This window comes from Mesorhizobium sp. P2_F8 (genome assembly GCF_056403655.1).
The window spans coordinates 551793-571662 of the sequence record NZ_JBFUFB010000001.1 but is presented as its reverse complement, the minus strand read 5'-3'; the positions used below and the strand labels follow the sequence as shown (position 1 = coordinate 571662).

General features: G+C 64.8%; 18 protein-coding genes. 14 read left to right on the top strand and 4 right to left on the bottom strand.

Going from position 1 to position 19870, the window contains the following annotated elements:
- Position 1: 1 nt before the first annotated feature.
- The 3 genes from AC1DZP_RS02770 (at position 2) to AC1DZP_RS02760 (ending at position 3461) form a co-directional block, all read left to right on the top strand.
- On the top strand, positions 2-1288 hold the full coding sequence (locus tag AC1DZP_RS02770; protein ID WP_477300047.1) for a glutamate-5-semialdehyde dehydrogenase: 1287 nt from the start codon (positions 2-4) through the stop codon (positions 1286-1288).
- Positions 1289-1512: 224 nt separating this feature from the next.
- Positions 1513-2100, top strand: a complete 588-nt coding sequence (locus AC1DZP_RS02765) for a nicotinate-nucleotide adenylyltransferase (protein ID WP_477300188.1) — start codon at positions 1513-1515, stop codon at positions 2098-2100.
- Between the two features lie 68 nt (positions 2101-2168).
- Positions 2169-3461: an MFS transporter gene (locus AC1DZP_RS02760; protein ID WP_477300046.1), complete on the top strand. Its 1293-nt coding sequence runs from the start codon at positions 2169-2171 to the stop codon at positions 3459-3461.
- A gap of 53 nt (positions 3462-3514) precedes the next feature.
- On the opposite strand, the gene AC1DZP_RS02755 is transcribed toward AC1DZP_RS02760, so the two are convergent.
- Positions 3515-4366: a mechanosensitive ion channel family protein gene (locus AC1DZP_RS02755; protein ID WP_477300045.1), complete on the bottom strand. Its 852-nt coding sequence runs from the start codon at positions 4364-4366 to the stop codon at positions 3515-3517.
- 242 nt (positions 4367-4608) lie between these two features.
- Here AC1DZP_RS02755 and rsfS point away from each other — a divergent pair, with 242 nt between their 5' ends.
- From rsfS to AC1DZP_RS02705, 10 genes are all read left to right on the top strand, one after another.
- Entirely contained in the window at positions 4609-4986 is a 378-nt protein-coding gene (gene rsfS, locus AC1DZP_RS02750; protein ID WP_477300044.1) for a ribosome silencing factor, read from the top strand.
- A gap of 55 nt (positions 4987-5041) precedes the next feature.
- Positions 5042-5524, top strand: coding sequence for a 23S rRNA (pseudouridine(1915)-N(3))-methyltransferase RlmH (gene rlmH / locus AC1DZP_RS02745; protein ID WP_477300043.1), 483 nt, complete (start codon positions 5042-5044; stop codon positions 5522-5524).
- A gap of 143 nt (positions 5525-5667) precedes the next feature.
- On the top strand, positions 5668-7014 hold the full coding sequence (locus AC1DZP_RS02740; protein WP_477300042.1) for a murein hydrolase activator EnvC family protein: 1347 nt from the start codon (positions 5668-5670) through the stop codon (positions 7012-7014).
- A 1-nt stretch (position 7015) separates the two neighbouring features.
- The gene (locus AC1DZP_RS02735) at positions 7016-8347 is read left to right on the top strand and encodes a S41 family peptidase (RefSeq protein WP_167365099.1); all 1332 of its coding nucleotides are present in this window, start codon (positions 7016-7018) and stop codon (positions 8345-8347) included.
- Between the two features lie 281 nt (positions 8348-8628).
- On the top strand, positions 8629-9810 hold the full coding sequence (locus AC1DZP_RS02730; RefSeq protein WP_477300041.1) for a divergent polysaccharide deacetylase family protein: 1182 nt from the start codon (positions 8629-8631) through the stop codon (positions 9808-9810).
- Positions 9811-9859: 49 nt separating this feature from the next.
- On the top strand, positions 9860-10378 hold the full coding sequence (locus AC1DZP_RS02725) for an RNA pyrophosphohydrolase (protein ID WP_477227653.1): 519 nt from the start codon (positions 9860-9862) through the stop codon (positions 10376-10378).
- A 180-nt stretch (positions 10379-10558) separates the two neighbouring features.
- Positions 10559-11698, top strand: coding sequence for an alanine racemase (gene alr / locus AC1DZP_RS02720; protein WP_477300040.1), 1140 nt, complete (start codon positions 10559-10561; stop codon positions 11696-11698).
- A gap of 274 nt (positions 11699-11972) precedes the next feature.
- Positions 11973-12395, top strand: a complete 423-nt coding sequence (rnk, locus tag AC1DZP_RS02715) for a nucleoside diphosphate kinase regulator (protein WP_477227655.1) — start codon at positions 11973-11975, stop codon at positions 12393-12395.
- 35 nt (positions 12396-12430) lie between these two features.
- Complete coding sequence (locus AC1DZP_RS02710; RefSeq protein ID WP_477300039.1) at positions 12431-12952, top strand: GreA/GreB family elongation factor; 522 nt, start codon at positions 12431-12433, stop codon at positions 12950-12952.
- Between the two features lie 121 nt (positions 12953-13073).
- Positions 13074-14330, top strand: a complete 1257-nt coding sequence (locus AC1DZP_RS02705) for a D-amino acid dehydrogenase (protein ID WP_477227656.1) — start codon at positions 13074-13076, stop codon at positions 14328-14330.
- A gap of 25 nt (positions 14331-14355) precedes the next feature.
- Here AC1DZP_RS02705 and AC1DZP_RS02700 read toward each other — a convergent pair whose 3' ends face one another.
- From AC1DZP_RS02700 to AC1DZP_RS02690, 3 genes are all read right to left on the bottom strand, one after another.
- A complete protein-coding gene (locus AC1DZP_RS02700) occupies positions 14356-16521 on the bottom strand; it encodes a phospholipase D-like domain-containing protein (protein WP_477300038.1) in 2166 nt (721 codons plus the stop codon).
- Entirely contained in the window at positions 16518-16961 is a 444-nt protein-coding gene (locus AC1DZP_RS02695) for a hypothetical protein (RefSeq protein WP_477227658.1), read from the bottom strand. The genes AC1DZP_RS02700 and AC1DZP_RS02695 overlap by 4 nt, the downstream gene beginning before the upstream one ends.
- 113 nt (positions 16962-17074) lie before the next feature.
- Complete coding sequence (locus AC1DZP_RS02690) at positions 17075-17956, bottom strand: LysR family transcriptional regulator (protein WP_457151031.1); 882 nt, start codon at positions 17954-17956, stop codon at positions 17075-17077.
- A 374-nt stretch (positions 17957-18330) separates the two neighbouring features.
- On the opposite strand from AC1DZP_RS02690, the gene AC1DZP_RS02685 reads away from it, so the two are divergent.
- Positions 18331-19827 (top strand): CoA-acylating methylmalonate-semialdehyde dehydrogenase, encoded by a 1497-nt coding sequence (locus tag AC1DZP_RS02685; protein WP_457153499.1) that lies wholly within the window; start codon positions 18331-18333, stop codon positions 19825-19827.
- Positions 19828-19870: the final 43 nt, after the last annotated feature.

Here is a 19870-nt window from a genome sequence, read left to right as displayed (position 1 = left end):
CATGCTGAAGCTGCATGAAAAATCCGGGGACGACACGGTGGCGCTGATGGCCGATATCGGCCGCCGCGCCCGCGCAGCCGCCCGATCGCTGGCCATCGCCACCACCGCCGCCAAGAACGCTGCACTTGTCGCCATGGCCGAGGCAATCGTCGCCCGGGAACAGGATATTCTCGACGCCAACGCCATCGATGTCTCGAATGGCGAGGAATCCGGGCTTTCGACTTCGTTCATGGACCGGCTGAAGCTCAATCCGGCGCGCATCCGCGCCATGGCCGAAGGCATCAGGGAAATCGCCGAACTGCGCGACCCGGTCGGCGACGTCATCGCCGCGTGGGTCCGGCCGAACGGCCTCAATATCGAGCGCGTGCGCACGCCGCTCGGCGTCGTCGGCGTCATCTACGAGAGCCGGCCGAACGTCACGGCGGATGCCGGCGCGCTCTGCCTCAAGGCCGGCAATCCGGTGATCCTGCGCGGCGGCTCGGATTCGCTCAATTCGTCGGCGGCCATCCATGCCTGCCTGGTCGAGGGGCTGAAGGCAGCCGGCCTGCCGGGAGACGCCATCCAACTGGTGCCGACCACCGATCGCGCCGCTGTCGGCGAGATGCTCAAAGGGCTCGACGGCACGCTCGACGTCATCATTCCGCGCGGCGGAAAAAGCCTTGTCGGGCGAGTGCAGACCGAGGCGCGGGTGCCGGTGTTCGCCCATCTCGAAGGCATCTGTCATCTCTACATCGACCGCTCCGCCAACCTCGACATGGCGGTGCGGATCGCCGTCAACGCCAAGATGCGGCGCACCGGCGTCTGCGGCGCCGCCGAGACGCTGCTGGTCGACCGCGCTGTCGCCGCCACGCATCTGGTGCCGATCCTCGACGCCCTGCGCGTCGCCGGCTGCGAAATCCATGCCGATGCCGAGGTGCTGAAGGCATTTTCCGACGCCAGGCCGGCCACTGATCTCGACTGGGTGACCGAGTATCTCGATGCCATCATCGCGGTGAAGCTGGTCGATGGCGTGGCAGGTGCGATCGACCACATCGAGACCTTCTCCTCGCATCACACCGAGGCGATCGTCGCCGAGGACCCGCAGGCGGTGGAAAAGTTCTTCAACGAGATCGATTCGGCGATCCTGCTGCACAATGCCTCGACGCAGTTCGCCGATGGCGGCGAGTTCGGCATGGGTGCCGAGATCGGCATCGCCACCGGCAAGATGCATGCGCGCGGGCCGGTCGGCGTCGAGCAACTGACCTCCTTCAAGTACCGCGTGCACGGGTCGGGACAGGTGAGGCCTTGAAGCTTTTCGTCGTTAGAGCCTGAGGCCCTTGCGCCCTGCCACCCCCCTCTGTCCTGCCGGGCATCTCCCCCTCAAGGGGAGAGATTGGCTGTCATGTATGATTTCGCCAATTGCCGGCCTTGCAGGATCCCCCCTTGAGGGGGAGATGCCCGGCAGGGCAGAGGGGGGCGACTAGCGCCATGCTGTCATTGCCCCAGCCCATTATTTCTTCCCGCTACCTCAAGATGCCGCATGCCGAAAAGGGGCTCGCTATCGGCCTGTTCGGCGGCTCGTTCAATCCGCCTCACGCCGGCCATGCCCTTGTCGCCGAAATCGCGCTCAGACGCCTGGCGCTCGACCAGTTGTGGTGGATGGTGACGCCTGGCAATCCGCTGAAGAGCACGCGTGAACTGGCGCCGCTCGGCGAGCGGCTGCAGCTCTCGGAGCAGATCGCCAAGAACCCGAAGATCAAGGTCACCGCGTTCGAGGCGGCGCATCACGTTCGCTTCACCGCCGACGCGCTGGCGCTGGTCAAGGCGCGCAATCCTGGCGTCGACTTCGTCTGGATCATGGGCGCCGATAGCTTGCGCGATTTCCATCGCTGGCAGCGCTGGCGCGAGATCGTCATGACCTTCCCGATCGCCGTCATCGACCGTCCGGGCGCGACGCTGTCGTTTCTGTCGTCGGTCGTCGCCAAGACCTTCGACTATGCCCGCGTCGACGAAGGGGATGCGCCAAGGCTCGCCCGCATGAAGGCGCCGGCCTGGACCTTCATCCACGGCCCGCGCTCGTCGCTGTCGTCGAGCGCGATCCGCAAGCTGGCCAGGGGTTGAGCCCGCTCACCCGGCGATGTCGCTTTTATCGCTTCCTTTGCCCGTTTCATGGGCAATCCTGAGCAGGCATGTCGATCCCCAGGAAACACCGCGCCGAAGCCGGGCAGGACCATGAGCCCACGCCGCTGATCGCGATTGCCAGCGTCATCGCATCGATGGCGCTGATCGCTGTCGGCAATGGGCTGATGTTTGCCTATATCCCGGTCCGGCTTGGCGCCGAGGGCTTCGATCCGACCTGGGCCGGCCTGATCATCACGGGACTTTCGGCCGGCGGCCTCGCCGGCTGTATCCTGACGGGACCGCTGGTGCGAAGGGTCGGCCATGCCCGCGCCTTCATGGTGCTGTCGGCGCTGATCGCGCTGGCCAATGCCGCTGTCGGCGCCGGCCCGCATCCGTTGCTCTGGATCGCCGCCCGCGCGCTCTACGGCTTTGCCATATGCGGCCTGTTCATCGTCGCGCAGAGCTGGCTGAACGATGCCGTTGCCAATGCCATCCGTGGCAGGGTGATGGCGTTCTTCTACGTTGCCTATGTCGCCGGGCTCGGCATCGGCTATGCGACGCTGGCTTTTGTCGACATCAGAACCGCGGACGCGCCGCTGATCGGCATCGTCTTCACGGCACTGTCGATCCTGCCCGTGGGGTTGACCAGGCTTGCTCAGCCGCCGCCACCGCAAGCGGCCTCGGTGGCGCTCGGCCGGGCCTGGCGGATTTCGCCTGTCGGCGTCGCCGGCATGCTTGCCGTCGGCGGCCTGTCGATGTCGATCGCCGGCTTCGCGCCGATCCATGCCACCGCCAAGGGCTACAGCCAGGCCGACGTCGCCCTGCTGCTTTCGGCAATGCCGGTCGGCACCCTGATCCTGCAGATCCCGCTCGGCTGGATTTCCGACCGGACCGACCGCCGCTATGTGCTGATCGCCGCGGCCGCGCTCGCCATGGTCGCCGGCCTGCTCGCGCTCGGGTTCGATGGCGGCGCGCTGACGACTCTTGTGGTGATCTACATCGTCTGGGATGGCGCCTCGGAATCGATCTATTCGCTGGCCAGTGCGCATGCCGCCGACCGCGCCGGCAAGGATGACCTGGTGGCGCTGTCCAGCTCGCTGTTGTTTGCCTGGTCGCTTTCGGGCTTCATCGTGCCCGGCATCGTGACCGCGTTGTCGGCCGTCTTCGGGACGCAGGCCTTCATCTACGTGGCGATCGTCATCGCCTGCGCCTTCTGCCTGTTCGTGCTTTTGCGCGTGGTGACGACTCGGGCCGTCCCTGCCGCCGAGACCGGCAGTTTCGCGCCGATGACAGCGCAGGCGCCGTTGCCGGTCGAACTCGCCTTCGGACCGGACGAGCAGCCCCGGAACCGGGGCAACTGATTGGCTAGAGCATGATCTTTTCCGAAACCGAAAGCCGCCTTCGGGATCATGCTTCATTGCCGGCGGGCTTCCGGCGCCGGCGCTTCGGGTGGCGGCAGCGGGATCGATATGCCTTCCGCGTCGAATTCCTGCTTGGCACGCTTGGTGAGATCGGCCTGGGTGGCAAAGAAATCCGCGGCCGATGTCCAGTAGCGCAAGGCGATGGAGACCGTGCTTTCACCCAATGTCGCGACGAAAGCGATCGGCGCCGGCTCGCGCTTGACCCGGCGCTCGGTGGTGGCGATGGCAAGCAGCGTCTTCTGGGCGCGGTCGATGTCGTTCCAGGAGCCGATCGAGAGCGTGATGTCGCCGCGGCGGACGCCGTTGCGAGTGTAGTTGCGCACCGGCTGGTTCCACAGCGTCGAATTGGGCGCCAGGATGTAGACGCCGTCGGCGGTCCTGAGCCTCGTCGCGAACAGGCCGATCTCCTCGATCGAGCCGGCAATCGAACCGACCTCGACGGATTCGCCGATACGGAACGGTCGCAGCGCCAGGAGCATGATGCCGGCCGCGATATTCTGCAGCGTGCCTTGCAGCGCGAGGCCGATAGCAAGGCCGATGGCCCCGATGGCGGCAATGATCGACGCCGTCTGCACGCCGAACTGGCCGAGCACCATGATGGTGACGAGGATCAGGATGGCATAGCGGACGATCTTGGAGAAGAAATGCCGCAACGTCGCGTCGAAGCCATGGATGTGGCCGAGGCCAGCGGAGATGGAACGCTCGGCAAGGCCGGCAACGATATAGCCGACAACCAGGAGGATGACGGCACCGATGGCCGAGAAGGCGTAGGAAACGATCAGCGTGCTGAGTTGCGCAAGGCCGGCCTGGACGGTGAGAAGGGTGTTCTGCGGGTCGATAGGCATGGGGAAAATCCGGTTGGTGGGCGACCCGATAACCCACGCAGGCGCCATGGGTTCCGATCTTTTTCGGCATGCGGTGGAACCGCGGGACCGACAATACGTTCGTGCGCGACAGGGCGCCGTCTTGAAACTGCAACGGAACTCTGCCTATTTAAGCGGTGTCACCTGCTTTTGGGGGTGATTTGGTTGTTCTTGCTGCGAAAGGAAATACACTGAGAACAGCACTGCGGAAGAAGGCCGATATCATGCCTTCGCCGGCCGGGATCAGCGTAAACGACGCCGTGTCCCGCGCCATCAAGACAGTCCTTGCCAGTCTGGAAGACTCCAAGGCCGAAAACATCGTCTCAATCGACATTCAGGGGAAATCGAGTCTCGGCGACTACATGGTCGTCGCGTCGGGTCGATCGCACCGTCATGTCTCGGCTGTCGCCGATCACCTGCTCAAGGCGCTCAAGGATGCCGGTCTCGGCACGGCGCGCGTCGAGGGGCTGGCAGGCGCCGACTGGGTCCTGATCGATTCAGGCGACATCATCGTCCATGTCTTCCGTCCCGAAGTCCGCGAATTCTACAATCTCGAAAAGATGTGGCAGGCGCCGGACCTCGAGGAAGGGACTATCCACTAAGCCGCCTTTTTTTGATGCATGTCATGGCATGCATTGGCGGCTTATAGGGGCGAGGATGAAGGTATCAGTTCATGCCGTGGGCCGGATGAAAGCTGGCCCCGAGAAGCAGCTCGCCGACCGCTATTTCGAGCGCTTTGCCAAAAGCGGCCCAGCGGTGGGGCTAGAGTTTGCCGGCGTGGCCGAAATCGCCGAGGGGCGCGCGCAGACCGCCAACGAGCGCCGGCGCGACGAAGGCCAGAAGCTGCAGGGGCAGTTGCAGCCCGGCACCGCACTGATCTTGCTCGACGAACGCGGCAAGAATTTTTCCTCCGAAGACTTTGCAGGGCGCATCGGCCGGCTGCGTGATGGCGGCCGCAAGGCGCTGGTCATCGCCATCGGCGGCGCCGACGGGCACGATCAGCCGCTGCGCGATCAGGCAGAATTGGTGATGTCGTTCGGATTGCTGACCTGGCCGCACCAACTGGTCCGCGTGATGCTGGGGGAGCAGCTGTACCGGGCGGCGACCATCCTTTCCGGCCATCCCTATCATCGTTCGTAACCGGTGGTTTGGCGCGACCATACGGATTTCCGCCCCAATGCGCCACCAGACTGCGCCAATTGAGGCTCTCGCACATGGTTTAGGGGGGCTTTCGAACATGGTTGATTGTTCGTTAACGAAGCCACGCATAGAGTCGGGCTTCAATGTCTGAAGACGGGAAATCATCAGGGACGGCCTCATGGTGCGCGCGCTGCGGCATCGCGGCAGCGGTGCTCGTGCTGTCGTTGCATGCGGTGCGGGCTGAGAACACGCTCGACCTTGCCCCCGATCCGGACCAGAGCCGCGCCGAATACGAACAGGTCTCGAAGGAGATCACGCTGTCGTCCGAGCGCCTGGCCAAGCTCGCCGCCGACATCGCGACGATCAAGAAGGACCATGCCTCGATCACCGCCGCCTTGATCCAGTCGGCCATGACCGAACAGAAACTCGGCCAGGACATCGAGGATATCGGCGCCAAGCTGGAAGGGCTGAAGGGCCAGGAACAGAAGATCCGGACATCGCTTGCGGCACGTCGCGACGTGCTGGCCGAAGTGCTGGGCGCCCTGCAGCGCATGGGGCTCAATCCGCCGCCGGCGATCCTGGTCAAGCCCGAGGACGCGCTGTCGTCAGTGCGTAGCGCTATCCTGCTCGGCGCCGTGGTGCCGGAACTGCGCCAACAGACCGATAGCCTGCTGGCCGATCTCAAGGAGCAGTCGCGCGTGACGGCTTCGATCGAGGCCGAGCGGGCGCGGTTGACGGCGGCGGTTGGCGACCAGACAGCGGAAAAGAAGCGGCTCGGCATGCTGCTGGAGGCCAAGCAGAAGCTCGAAGCCGACACGCAAACGCAAATGGCCGCGGAAAAGCAGCGGTCGGAAGCGCTGGCGGCCAAGGCCGGCAGCCTGAAGGACTTGATCGCCTCGCTCGAAGCCGACAAGAGCCGCAAGGCGGCCGATGCGGCCAAGGCCGCCGAGCAGAAGACGGCGGACGGCGACAAGACGTCAGCGCCGGCGGAGACCCCAGCGGAATTGGCGTCCCTGCCTGTACCGGAAGGCAATCGACTTGCCGCAGCGGCACCCTTTTCGGCACTGCAGGGGCAGATCGCATTGCCGGTGACCGGCCGCATCAAACGACGATTCGGCGCCGAGGACGGTAACGGGGCGGTGATGCTTGGCGACATGGTTGCGACACAATCGGGAGCCATCGTCACCGCGCCGGCGGATGGGAATGTGCTTTATGCGGGGCCGTTTCGCTCGTATGGTCAACTCTTGATCCTGAACGCAGGCGACGGTTATCATGTCGTTTTGGCGGGGATGAGCAGAATCAGCGTCGCGACTGGCCAATCAGTGCTCGCAGGAGAGCCGGTCGGCGCGATGGGAGAGGCCCGGGTGGCGAGCACCTCGGTTTCGAAGAATGTAAATGCCACACCGGAACTCTATGTCGAGTTCCGCAAGGATGGAAAACCCGTCGATCCGGCCCCATGGTGGGCGGACCGTTTTTCTGGAAGGACGTGAAATGATGCGGAAACTGTCGCTTCTGTTTGCCGGTGCGCTGATGGGCGCGTCCGCCATGAGCCTTGTTTATGGCACACCCGGCTCGGCGGCGAACGCTGCAGGGTCGGAGACCTACAAGCAACTGGCCATCTTCGGCGATATCTTCGAGCGGGTGCGGGCGCAATATGTGACGCCGCCCGACGACAAGTCGCTGGTCGAGAACGCCATCAACGGCATGCTTGCCTCGCTTGACCCGCACTCCTCCTACATGAACGCCGAGCAGGCGCAGGACATGCGCGTGCAGACCAAGGGTGAGTTCGGCGGCCTCGGCATCGAGGTCACCATGGAAAACGACCTGGTCAAGGTGATCACGCCGATCGACGACACGCCGGCCGCCAAGGCAGGCGTGCTGGCCGGCGACTATATCGCCAAGATCGACGGCGAGGAGGTTCGCGGCCTCACCCTCAACGACGCGGTCGAGAAGATGCGCGGCTTGGTCAACACGCCGATCAAGCTCACCATCCTGCGCCAGGGCGCCGACAAGCCGATCGAACTGACGGTCGTGCGCGATATCATCAAGGTCAAGGCGGTCAAGTTCCGGGTCGAAAACGACATCGGCTACATGAAGATCACCTCCTTCACCGAAAAGACCTATGACGACCTCGAGAATGCCATCGACACCATCAAGAAGCAGGTGCCGAACGACAAGCTCAAGGGCTATGTGCTCGATCTGCGCCTCAATCCGGGCGGCCTGCTCGACCAGGCGGTGAGCGTCTCCGATGCCTTCCTCAACCGCGGCGAGATCGTCTCGACGCGCGGTCGCGATCCGAAGGACGTCACCCGTTTCGACGCCAAGCCCAAGCAGGTCGACGACATCAACGGCAAGCCGATGATCGTGCTGGTCAATGGTGGCTCGGCCAGTGCGTCGGAAATCGTCGCCGGCGCGTTGCAGGATCTGCGCCGCGTCACGGTGGTCGGCACGCAGTCCTTCGGCAAGGGCTCGGTGCAGACCATCATTCCGCTCGGCGAAAACGGTGCGCTGCGGCTGACGACGGCGCTCTATTACACGCCGTCCGGCAAGTCGATCCAGGGCAAGGGCATCACGCCCGACATCAAGGTCGACCAGCCGCTGCCGCCGGAACTTCAGGGCAGGGACCTGACGCGCGGCGAATCCGACCTCAAGGGCCATATCAAGGGCGCCGACGAGAGTTCGACCGGTTCAGGCTCGGCAGCCTATGTGCCGCCGGATCCGAAGGACGATCTGCAGCTCATCTATGCCGAGCAGTTGCTGCGCGGCCAGAAGACCGATCCGGCTTTCCCGCCCAATCCGGAAAAGGCCGTTCTCAACCAGTAAAGCTCTGGAGCGGCGCAAGCGCCGCTCCAGTTTTTTGTTTTGGCATCGGATTTTCCCAAAACCGGATTCCACTTTTGGGTCCGATGCCAGGGGCCGACAACAGGTCTGGCCGCCTGATGGAAGCAATGCGATGCTGCCGGAACCGAAAGGTTCCGGCAGTTTGATTCGGGGCAAGGCGAGGCCCTGGGGTGCGGGCGCCAGGGGTGCGCCAGGATTGATGAATTCGCGCATGTCATTTCGAAGGGGTTTCGTCTTCGGAGCATGCGCCCCGGGGATGCAGCTTGGCTGACATAGGCAAGGACATCGAACGCCCGCTTGGACAGACCGTCCGATCGCCGCGCGCGGCCGGCAAGGTCAGCGCCGGCGCGATCGCGGCAACCGTGGTCGTTCTGGCGGTGGTAGGCGTCTCCGGTGCGATCGCGCTTAGGGAAAAGCCGTTCCGCAAGCCGCAAGAGGTCGCCGTTTCGACGCCGAAAGTGACGGCGGCGGCCGAGCCTGCTGCCGCGCCGGCCGCATTGGCCCCGGTGGCCGCAGCCAAGCCGGCAGCGCCCGCCAAAACCGACGGGCCGCAGATCATCCATGTGCAGACGGAGGAGGGCGACGGTCCGCCCAAGGCGGGGATCGTCATTCGCGACCCGTCAACCATGGGCCAGAACCTGAAGATCGCCCATATTCCCGACAAGGCGCTGATCGAAGCCAGCGAGACCGGGCCATTGCCTGCCCGGGCAGCCGATGGCCGGCGCCCGTTCGACGTCTATGCGCGGCCGTGGTCGGGCGCGCGTGGTGCACGGGTGGCGATCGTCATCGGCGGGCTTGCGGTTTCGCAGACAGGCACCCAGGCGGCCATCGCCAAGCTGCCGGCGGAGGTGACGCTGGCCTTCGCGCCGCAAGGCAACAGCATCGGCCGCTGGATGCAGGCGGCGCGGCAGGGTGGCCACGAGATCGTCATGCAGGTGCCGCTCGAACCGTTCGACTATCCGAACATCAACCCCGGCCGCAACACGCTGACGGTGGCGGCGAGCGCGGATGAGAATTTGAAGAACCTGCACTGGGCGCTGTCGCGGACGACAAACTACACCGCTGTCATGAACTACATGGGCGCGCGTTTTTCCGCCGATGCTACGGCGATGGAGCCGTTCATGGCCGAACTCGGCAAGCGGGGCCTGGCCTATATCGACGATGGCTCGTCGGCACGTAGCCTGGCGCCGGACCTGGCGTTGAAGGACGGCGTGCCCTTCGTCTCCGGCGACACGGCGATCGATGCCGTGCAGGATCGCGGCGCCATCCTGAAGAAACTCGACGGGCTGGAAGCCACCGCGCGCGCCAAAGGCTTTGCCGTCGGCATAGGCTCGGCCTTCGACCTGACGGTCGACACGGTGTCGACCTGGGTCACCGAGGCCAAGAAGCGCGGCATCGAGATCGTGCCGATTTCGGCGGTGGCCATCGATCCGCAAAAAGGCTAGCGATCCTCCCAAGTATCGAATTTCCAGCAACGGCCGGCACGAGGGCAAGATGGCTAAGAAGACAGTTGATCGCGAAACGCTGCCTTATCGTCCCTGTGTCGGGCTGATGATCCTCAACGCCGACGGCCTGGTCTGGGTCGGGCATCGCATTGCCGAACCGGACAGCGAATTCGCCGGCACGACACAGCTCTGGCAGATGCCACAGGGCGGCATCGACAAGGGCGAGGAGCCGTTGCAGGCGGCCGAGCGCGAGCTCTACGAAGAGACCGGCATGCGTGGCGTCTCGCTGCTCGCCGAGGCGCCGGACTGGATCAATTACGATTTGCCGGACCACCTCGTCGGCATCGCCTTCAAGGGCAGGTATCGCGGCCAGACGCAGAAATGGTTCGCCTTCCGCTTTCACGGCGATGTCGGCGAGATCCAGATCAATCCGCCGCCGGGCGGCCACACCGCCGAATTCGACAAATGGGCATGGCGACCGATGCAGGACCTGCCCGACCTGATCGTGCCGTTCAAGCGCCATGTCTACGAGGAAGTAGTGGCGGCGTTCCGGCATCTGACGCAATAGCCTCGACACGAAACGACGACAGTTGCCGCGCCGGCCTGGCGGTCCTATTGATGTCTAAAGCGCGTCGCGTTTGAACGGATTCAAGCGATACGCTTCAGGCCGTTGTTTTATGCATGTCGTTCTCCCGAAACCGGGACCACTTTTGGGCGACATGCACTATCCGCCACGAGAAGGGTCGCCATGAACGACGCCCCCAAGAGGTCGCTGCCCGAGGACATCGCTGCCACAGGCGAAGCGGTGGCGGGCGCCATCCTGACCATCGACCTTGGCGCGATCCGTGAAAACTACCGGCGGTTGAAAGCGCACCTGGGCAGCGTGCGCTGCGCCGGCGTGGTCAAGGCCGACGGCTACGGCCTCGGCGCGAGCCGGGTGGCGGCGGCACTCGCCGGCGAAGGTTGCGATATCTTCTTCGTCGCGCTTCTGGGCGAAGGCATCGCCTTGCGCCGCTCGCTCGGGCCGGGTTCCGACATCTTCGTGCTGAACGGCATTCCGCCCGGTGCCGAGCCGGACGCCGTGGCGGCAAACCTTTCCGCCGTCGTCAACAGCCCCGGACAACTGGCGGCCTGGCGTGCGGCGGCTGGCCGCGCCGGCCGAAGGCTGCCGGCGGCGATCCAGGTCGATAGCGGCATGTCGCGGCTCGGCATGGCGCCCCGGGATGTCGAGCGCGTTGCCGCCGATCCCGGTGCCTTCGATGGGATCGACGTCCGTTTTGTGATGAGCCATCTGGCCTGCGCCGACGAGCCGGAGCATCCGGCCAACGAGCGGCAGCGACTGGCGTTCGAGCGGCTGCGCGCACTGTTGCCCGAGGCGCCGGCCTCGTTCACCAATTCATCCGGCATCTTTCTTGGGCAGCGCTTTCACTATGATCTCGCCCGGCCGGGTGCCGCGCTCTACGGCATCAATCCGACACCGGCCCGACCAAACCCGATGCTGCCAGTGGTGCGGCTGCAGGCCAAAGTGGTGCAGACACGCATGCTGGAGGCCGGCGTTGGGGTCGGCTATGGCCACACCTTCCGCACCACGGCTCCGCTCACGGCCGCGACGATTTCGCTTGGCTATGCCGATGGCTGGCATCGCCGCGCGGCGTCCGCGGCCTGGTTCGAGGGCGTGCGGCTGCCCTTCCTTGGGCGGGTGTCGATGGATTCGATCATTCTCGACATTTCCGCTTTGCCACCCGGCAGGCTGGGCGAGGGCGATCTCGTCGAACTGCTCGGCTCCTCGCAAAGCGTCGACGACGCGGCCGGCCATGCCGGCACCATCGGCTACGAAATCCTGACCAGCCTCGGCCACCGCTTTCATCGGCGTTACGTCGACGGTTGAGCGGTTTGGCCACGCTTGACAAGCATGCGCCTGTCGGCAAGGGTCGGTGCATGAGCAACCTCGCCCATATCAGAACCTTGTTCAGGGTCTGCCCGATCGCGGGATCGTAGCCCCGGCGCGGCCGCCTTCTTGGCGTCCGTCCGAACCGGGGCATCCATACATCCAACACCGCCATCAAGCCTGACAGCCCTCGCGGCTGCCGGCTTTCATCAAGCTGCCGTCAGTACGGCGGCAAGCGCGCATCTATTCGATGCGCCAATCCAAGAGGTTTGCCATGCAACATGCAACAGGACTGCACCCACAGAACCAGCTCACGGTCAGCGATGCCGACCATGACAGGCTGACAGGCCTGGCGAGAGCGTCGCTCGACCGCACGCCTGAGACTGCCGAAGAGCTGCTTTCGGAAATGGACCGGGCCGTCGTCACGGAAGCGGCGGCGATGCCTGCCGGCGTGGTGCAAATGGGCTCGACAGTGACAATCCGTGGCGAAAACGGGGACACCCAGCGCATCACGCTGGTCTACCCCGGCGATGCCGATATCACTGAAAACAGGATTTCGGTGCTGACGCCGATGGGGACGGCGCTCATCGGCGCAACCGTCGGGCAGGCGGTGTGCTGGAGCAGCCGTGGCGGCCGGGAACTGTCGGTGACCGTCGAAGCCGTCGACACGCCCGCCTCCGGCCCGCAGCGGCCCTGATCGTGGAGATGATGATGACAGGCACGAACTGTTGCTTGACGACCAAGGACTTTGCCGTCCTCGAAGTCATGCTGGAGCGTCGACGGGCATTCGCGGACCCGATGGTGGATATGCTTGAACACAAGCTTGCAAACGCCGATCTCGTCTCGATCGATGTGGTCGAACCCGATATCGTGACGCTGAACAGCAGAGTGGTGTTTCGCATCGATGCCGGCGCTGCCGAGACGCGGACCCTGGTGCAAAACGAAGTGCGCGGACCGGTCGGCTCCAGTCTGTCGATCGCCACGAGGCGCGGGCTTTGCATGCTTGGCATGGCCCAAGGCCAGACGGCCATGATCGAACAGCCCGACGGCAGGAACGAGTCGATCCTGATCAAGGCGGTGCTCTACCAGCCCGAGGCTGCGCGGCGCGCAGTCAAGGAAAAATCCCCAACCGAGGTGAGGCGACCATATGGGCTCACCCTGGTCTACAGCGCCGCGGCCGACAGGCGGCCTCTTGGCGAGACGGCTGGAATGCGGCAGACAGAGGACGACGACCCCGGTCCCTCGGCGGCGTGAACGGGCAACAGTGCATGGTCTCGAAAATCGGAATCGATTTTCGGAAAGGATCATGCGCAAATCGAAAATGCGGCCGCGTCTATGGGCGTCCGGAAGGACGCGGCACGGCAAGGAGTGAACGATGAAAATCATGGTGCTGGGCGGTGGCGTCATCGGGGTGACCACGGCGTACTATCTCGCCGAGGCCGGCCACGAGGTGACGGTGGTCGATCGCCAGAAAGGCCCGGCGCTGGAAACCAGCTTCGCCAATGCCGGCGAGATTTCGCCCGGCTATGCCTCGCCCTGGGCCGGGCCCGGCATTCCGTTGAAGGCGATCAAGTGGCTGCTGATGAAGCATGGCCCGCTGGTCGTGCGGCCGGCCTTCGATCCGCATATGTGGACATGGCTGGTCAAGATGCTGCGCAATTGCACGGCCGAGCGCTATGCGATCAACAAGGCGCGCATGGTGCCGCTGGCCGAATACAGCCGCGACACGCTGAAGGCGCTGCGCGAGGCGACCGGCATCGCTTATGACGAGCGTGCCCAGGGCACGCTGCAGCTATTTCGCACGCAGAAGCAGCTCGACGGCACCGGTGGCGATGTCGAGGTGCTGAAGAAATATGGCGTGCCCTATGAGATCCTCGACCAGGACGGCTGCATCGCGGCGGAGCCAGGCCTGGCCGGAGTGCGCGAAAAGTTCGTCGGCGGCCTCAGGCTGCCGCGCGACGAGACCGGCGACTGCAAGATGTTCACCGACCGCCTGGCCGAGCTGTGCGTGGCTCGCGGGGTCAAATTCGAATATGGTCTGACGGTTTGGCGCGTTATCCGCAGCCGCAACCGTATCGCCAATCTCAGCACCAGCAAGGGCTGGCTGACCGCCGACGCTTATGTCATGGCTATGGGCAGCTATTCGGCGGATTTCATGCGTCGGGTGAAGCGGCCAATCCCGGTCTATCCGGTCAAGGGCTATTCGATCACCGTGCCGATCCAGGATGCCGCCGTGGCGCCGGTGTCGACGGTGATGGACGAGACCTACAAGGTGGCGATCACCCGGCTGGGGAACCGCATCCGGGTCGGCGGCACGGCCGAGATTTCCGGCTTCGACCTCAGGCTGCACGAATCACGACGGCGCACGCTGGAACACTCGGTCGGCGATCTCTTTCCGGGCGCCGGCGCGATGCGGGACGCGACGTTCTGGTGTGGGCTGCGGCCGATGACGCCGGATGGTCCGCCGCTGATCGGCCGCACCGAGCTTTCCAATCTCTATCTCAACACCGGCCACGGCACGCTCGGCTGGACCATGGCCTGCGGCTCGGCCAAGGTGCTGTCCGATATCATCTCCAGCCGGGTGCCGGACATCGATGTCCGAGATCTCGCGCAGGAACGCTATCTGCGATAGGGCGCCGCGACGTCGCCCAAATTCGTCAAAACGCCTGCCTGACCCAGTCTTCGTCGAACAGCAGCCGATAGGCCCACGGGATCGTTACGTTGGTGGGAACCGGGTTGGAGTGGGCGAGATAGTCGTCATAGATCGCCTTCATCCTGGTGTAGAAGGCCGGGTCCAGCACCATCATGCCATTCTCCGAGTCGTGGAAGAAGCTGCGGTTGTTGAGATTGACCGAGGAGATGGCGACCAACCTCTCATCGATCATCATGATCTTGGAATGCAGCACGACATCGGGCGCCTTGAACTCGCGAATGTCGATGCGGTCGCCATACTTCTCGACGAACAGCTTGTTGAGCGCGGTGAGGAACCTGCCGCCAATGTCGCCTTTGAGATCGATACGGCCGACAATGTCGATCTTGACGCCGCGGGCGAGCGCCCGGTCGAACGCGTGGTTAAGCTTCGGCGTCAGGTTGAGATAGGGATTGATGATCTGGATATGGTGCTGGGCGGCGTCGACCAGCTCGACGAAATAATCCTCCAGCGCATGGCCATCCGCGTAGGGCACGGAGATGAAGTGCCGCGCGGTGCCTGACGGGCGGTGGCCGTCGGACCGAACCGGAATGGAGAAAGGCCGCGCGATGTTGGTGTCGGCGTCGCGAAGCCACACTGTCGAGAGATGCGCGGCGAGCGCCTCGACCGTGGTCCGGTCGGTGAACTCGATGTCGAAGTCGCTCCAGTTCGAATAGTAGTTCAACGAAAAGCCGTCGGTCCTGCCATATTGCTCCAGATCCGGATAGCGCGACAGATCGATCGGCTGGTGGAACAGGAAGCCGTCATGGATGTTGCGGCCGCCGATGATGACGCGCGAGCGCCCGGGATCCTCAGCCAGCGTCGCCAGCATCTTGATGTGGTGGGTCTTGTGAAATTGTGAGATCTGCTCGTCGATCGGTGCGCCCCGATCGGCCCGCCAGCGGTACTCCTGCAACTCGACATTGGGGAACTCGGCCGCCAGCCGGTGCAGCAGCGCGTCGTCCTTGTCGCGCTCCAGCACGTCTGTGACCATGATGCGCACCTTGGTGCCGAGCGCGGCATGGTGGCGGATCAGCCGTTCGATGATGCGGCCGGAAAAATCCGCCTTGAATTCGAGCGAGGACAGATAGATCAGCTTCAGCCTTGGCGCCTTCGAGAAGTCGAGCGGCAGCTCCGGGTCGCCCCTGTCGATGGCGCTGTCGGGCAGCGGCGTTCCCATCAGCGCCTCGACCTTGGCGTTGAAGCCGTCGCGCGACTTGCGCAGCAGGCGCGGCTCTCCGATCGGCAAGGCGCAGGTCTGCGACAGCCAGCGGCTGGCGTAGAAGGCGCGGCTGAGCGGGTCGAGGCCCGTGGGGTCAGGCGTCGGGCAACGCTCGTAGCGGCTGTCGAAAGCGGCGAGCGCCGGGTCGGCGGTCTCTTCGCGCCGGATGGTGAGGGGCGCGCCGGCCGGGACAAGGCTGGAGCGGATTCTTGCGGTGCAGCGGTTCAGGCTGTCACTTGGGAACAGGCTGACCGTGTCGTCCTCGCCAGACAGGCGAAAGCGGAATGCCATGCCCGCGGCAATGGTTCGCGAACCGGCACCGTCGCGCAGCGCCAACGCGCCATCGCATGAGCCGTCGATCTCGGCCGGTTGCTTGCCCGCCTGGCGCAGCACGATCTCGACGCTGCGCGCCTGCAGGCCGGAAAAATCGAATGTCTTGGGCGCCGAAGGCCGTGCCGCGGCGTCGATGTAGAGCGTCTGCCGCGACACCCGCCAGCGCCCGTCGAAATGGCCATCGCCGCTGCCACCACCGGCCGGCGGCAGATGCGTTTCGGCAACCGGACCGGCCAGGTGCTGCAGCGTCCGGTAGGTCGCCTGGAAATCGCTGGTGCGGATGTCATGGCGGTCATGGCCGAAAGGGCCGGTGCCGTTGGCCCGGTCCATGGCGCCGAGCTGGTGGTCGGCGAGCAGCGCCAGGAATCGCTTTTCATAGTCGCTTGTGCCGGCGTCGCCAAAAAACTGAGCGGCGGCAACCTGGGGCCCCGGAGTCCTGGCCGACAGCGAGGGGCGAGCGCAGGCCTCTTGGCCCTGCAGCAGGTCACAGGCATTGCGGCCGGGCGAGCCGGCACAGCCGGCAAGGACAACGAACGTCAGCCCGGACAGGGCCACGATAATGGCTGCGCGGCGATTCACCCGGTCGCCCCGGCCTTCAGGACGCTCAGTTGTGCCGGGTCGCGCGGCGGCATGAAGCCCTGCGGGAACACCTTGCAGACGGGGATGGCGAAAGTGGCGATCAGCAGCTCCGCCTCGCCGCGCATCTTGCGGGGTGCTGTCTTGTCGTCGCGTATCGTTTTCGCCGAGGCGACGAGGGCACCATCGCAATCGCAATGATTGTGGCGAGCGATGTAGCAGGCATCATGGATCCGGCAGGCTGCGTCGAGGCGATCGACCGGCCGCGCCGACAGATCGCCGGTGCGGGTGCCGGGGCCGCAATAATTGCCGAAGACGAAAGGCGAAGGGCGGGCCATGGCGTAGCGGATCGGCTTGGGCAGGTCGGCCTCCGGCACTTTGGTCCATGGATTGGCGCATGCGGAAAGGAAGACCAGCGGCAGGATGGCAAGAACGGCTCGCATGTCTATCCGCGCCAGCTTTCTGAAAGATTTCCCACCTGGCGGTCTGCCCGTGGCGGCGCCTGCGCGCCTGATGCCACACTGGCCGGTTTTGTGGCAAGGAAAAGGCGGCGTGTCTAGACGAACAGGCTTCTCTCCTGCTCCACCGCCTTGGTGATGAAGCTGGCGACGATCTGGACGCGGCGCAGCGGCCGGACCGATTCGTGATAGACCAGCCAATAGGCCCGGCGGATGGGTGCGACCACGTCGACGGACACCAGTTCCGGCATCGAGCGGGCGACGAAGGTGTGCAGGATGCCGATGCCGGCGCCCGAGCGCACCGCTTCGGCCTGGCCGAGCGCCGAGGAGATGGCGAAGCTGGTGCGCCAGTCCGGGCTGAACTCGGCCGCATAGTCGAGCGACGGGCTGACGATCAGGTCCGGCACGTAGCCTATGAGCGTGTGCTGATCAAGCTCGGCGGCTGTCTTGGGCAAGCCATGCGCCTCGGCATAGGCGCGCGAGGCAAACAGGCCGAGCGAATAGTCGACTAGCTTTCCCGCCACCAGCCGCCCCTCCGTCGGCCGCTCGACGGTGATGGCGATGTCCGCCTCGCGTCGCGACAGGGAGAAGGAGCGCGGCACCGGCACAAGCTGGATCGTCAGTTCGCGGTGCAGGCCCGTCAGTGCGCCAAGACGCTTGGCCAGGAAAGCGACGCCAAACCCGTCCGGCGCGCCGATGCGGACCGTGCCGGAGACGTCGTCGCCCTCGCCGGCGACGGTCGAACGCGCGGCGATCATGTCGCCTTCCATGCGCTCGGCAATGTCGAGAAAGCGCTCGCCGGCCGGCGTCAGTTCGCTGCCGGTGGTCAGCCGGCGAAACAGCTTCGTCCGCAGCGCATCCTCGAGTGCGGCGATGCGGCGCGAGACGGTGGCATGATTGAGCTCCAGCCGCCTGGCCGCGCCGAGGATCTGGCCGGCCCGCGCCACGGCAAGGAAGATGCGGACGTCATCCCAGTTCATGGGGGTGGTCCACATGGCAACGATCAATGTCGCGTTCCTTCGCGCCCCCCTCTGTCCTGCCGGACATCTCCCCCTCAAGGGGGGAGATCGGCAACTGTGCGGGCGAACCTCTGACAGCCTTGACGATTTGCGAAAGCAGAGATGACAGCGCAATCTCCCCCCTTGAGGGGGAGATGTCCGGCAGGACAGAGGGGGGCGCGAAGGAATGCAATCTTTCAATCCTTGGAACGATCGAAGTGCCGGATATTTGCGGCAATTAATGCACAGTCGGCCTCCGTTGTCTATTTCATGCACAACGGTTGCGTTCTGGCTCGCGTTGCCATCCGCCGGGCAAAGGCGGACAATGCGCCATCACAAACCCAGGGAGAGAAATCATGATCGACTACGGTCATTTCATCGGCGGCAAGCATGTCGCCGGGACCAGCGGCCGCAAGCAAGATGTCATGCAGCCGATGGACGGTTCCGTGCGTGGCACGGTGGCGCTGGCTTCGCAGGCTGAACTGCGCGCGGCGGTCGAGAATGCCAAGGCGGCACAGCCAAAATGGGCGGCAACCAACCCGCAGCGCCGCGTGCGCGTGCTGATGAAGTTCCTCGAACTCGTCGCCCGCGACTATGACGAACTGGCCGATATCCTGGCGCGCGAGCATGGCAAGACGATCGCCGACGCCAAGGGCGACATCCAGCGCGGCCTCGAAGTGGTCGAGGTCTGCATCGGCGCACCGCATATGATGAAGGGCGAATTCACTGACGGCGCCGGCCCCGGCATCGACGTCTATTCGATGCGCCAGCCGCTCGGCGTCGTCGCCGGCATCACGCCGTTCAACTTCCCGGCGATGATCCCGCTGTGGAAGATCGCGCCGGCCATCGCCTGCGGCAATGCCTTCATCCTGAAGCCGTCGGAGCGCGACCCGGGCGTGCCGATGCGCATCGCCGAACTGTTCATCGAAGCCGGCCTGCCGGCGGGCATCCTCAACGTCGTCAATGGCGACAAGGATGTGGTCGATGCCATCCTCGACGATCCCGACATCAAGGCCATCGGCTTTGTCGGCTCGACGCCGATCGCCCACTACATCTATTCGCGCGGCACCGCCGCGGGCAAGCGCGTGCAGTGCTTCGGTGGCGCCAAGAACCACATGATCATCATGCCCGATGCCGACATGGACCAGACCGTCGACGCGCTGATCGGCGCCGGCTACGGCTCGGCCGGCGAGCGCTGCATGGCGATCTCGGTGGCTGTCCCGGTCGGCAACGACACCGCCAACCGGCTGATGGAAAAGCTCGTTCCGCGTGTCGAAAGCCTGAAGGTCGGACCTTCGACCGACTCTTCGGCCGATTTCGGCCCGCTGGTGACAGCGCAGGCGCTGGAGCGCGTCAAGGGCTACGTCGATACCGGCGTCAAGGAAGGCGCCAAGCTGGTCGTCGACGGCCGCGGCTTCTCGATGCAGGGCTACGAGGATGGCTACTACATGGGCGGCTGCCTGTTCGACAACGTCACCGCGGACATGCGCATCTACAAGGAAGAGATCTTTGGACCGGTGCTCTCGGTGGTGCGGGCGCCGACCTATGAGAGCGCGATCAAGCTCGCCAACGACCACGAGATGGGCAATGGCGTCGCCATCTTCACCCGTGACGGTGATGCGGCGCGCGACTTCGCCTCGCGGGTCCAGGTCGGCATGGTCGGCGTCAACGTGCCGATCCCGGTGCCGATCGCCTACTACACCTTCGGCGGCTGGAAGGCGTCCTCCTTCGGCGACCTCAACCAGCATGGCCCGGACGCGTTCCGCTTCTACACCAAGACCAAGACGGTCACCTCGCGCTGGCCGTCCGGCATCAAGGACGGGGCCGAGTTCGTCATCCCGACGATGAACTGAAATCCGACAGCTATTTCACAGGAAAGGGCGCGGCTTGGTCGCG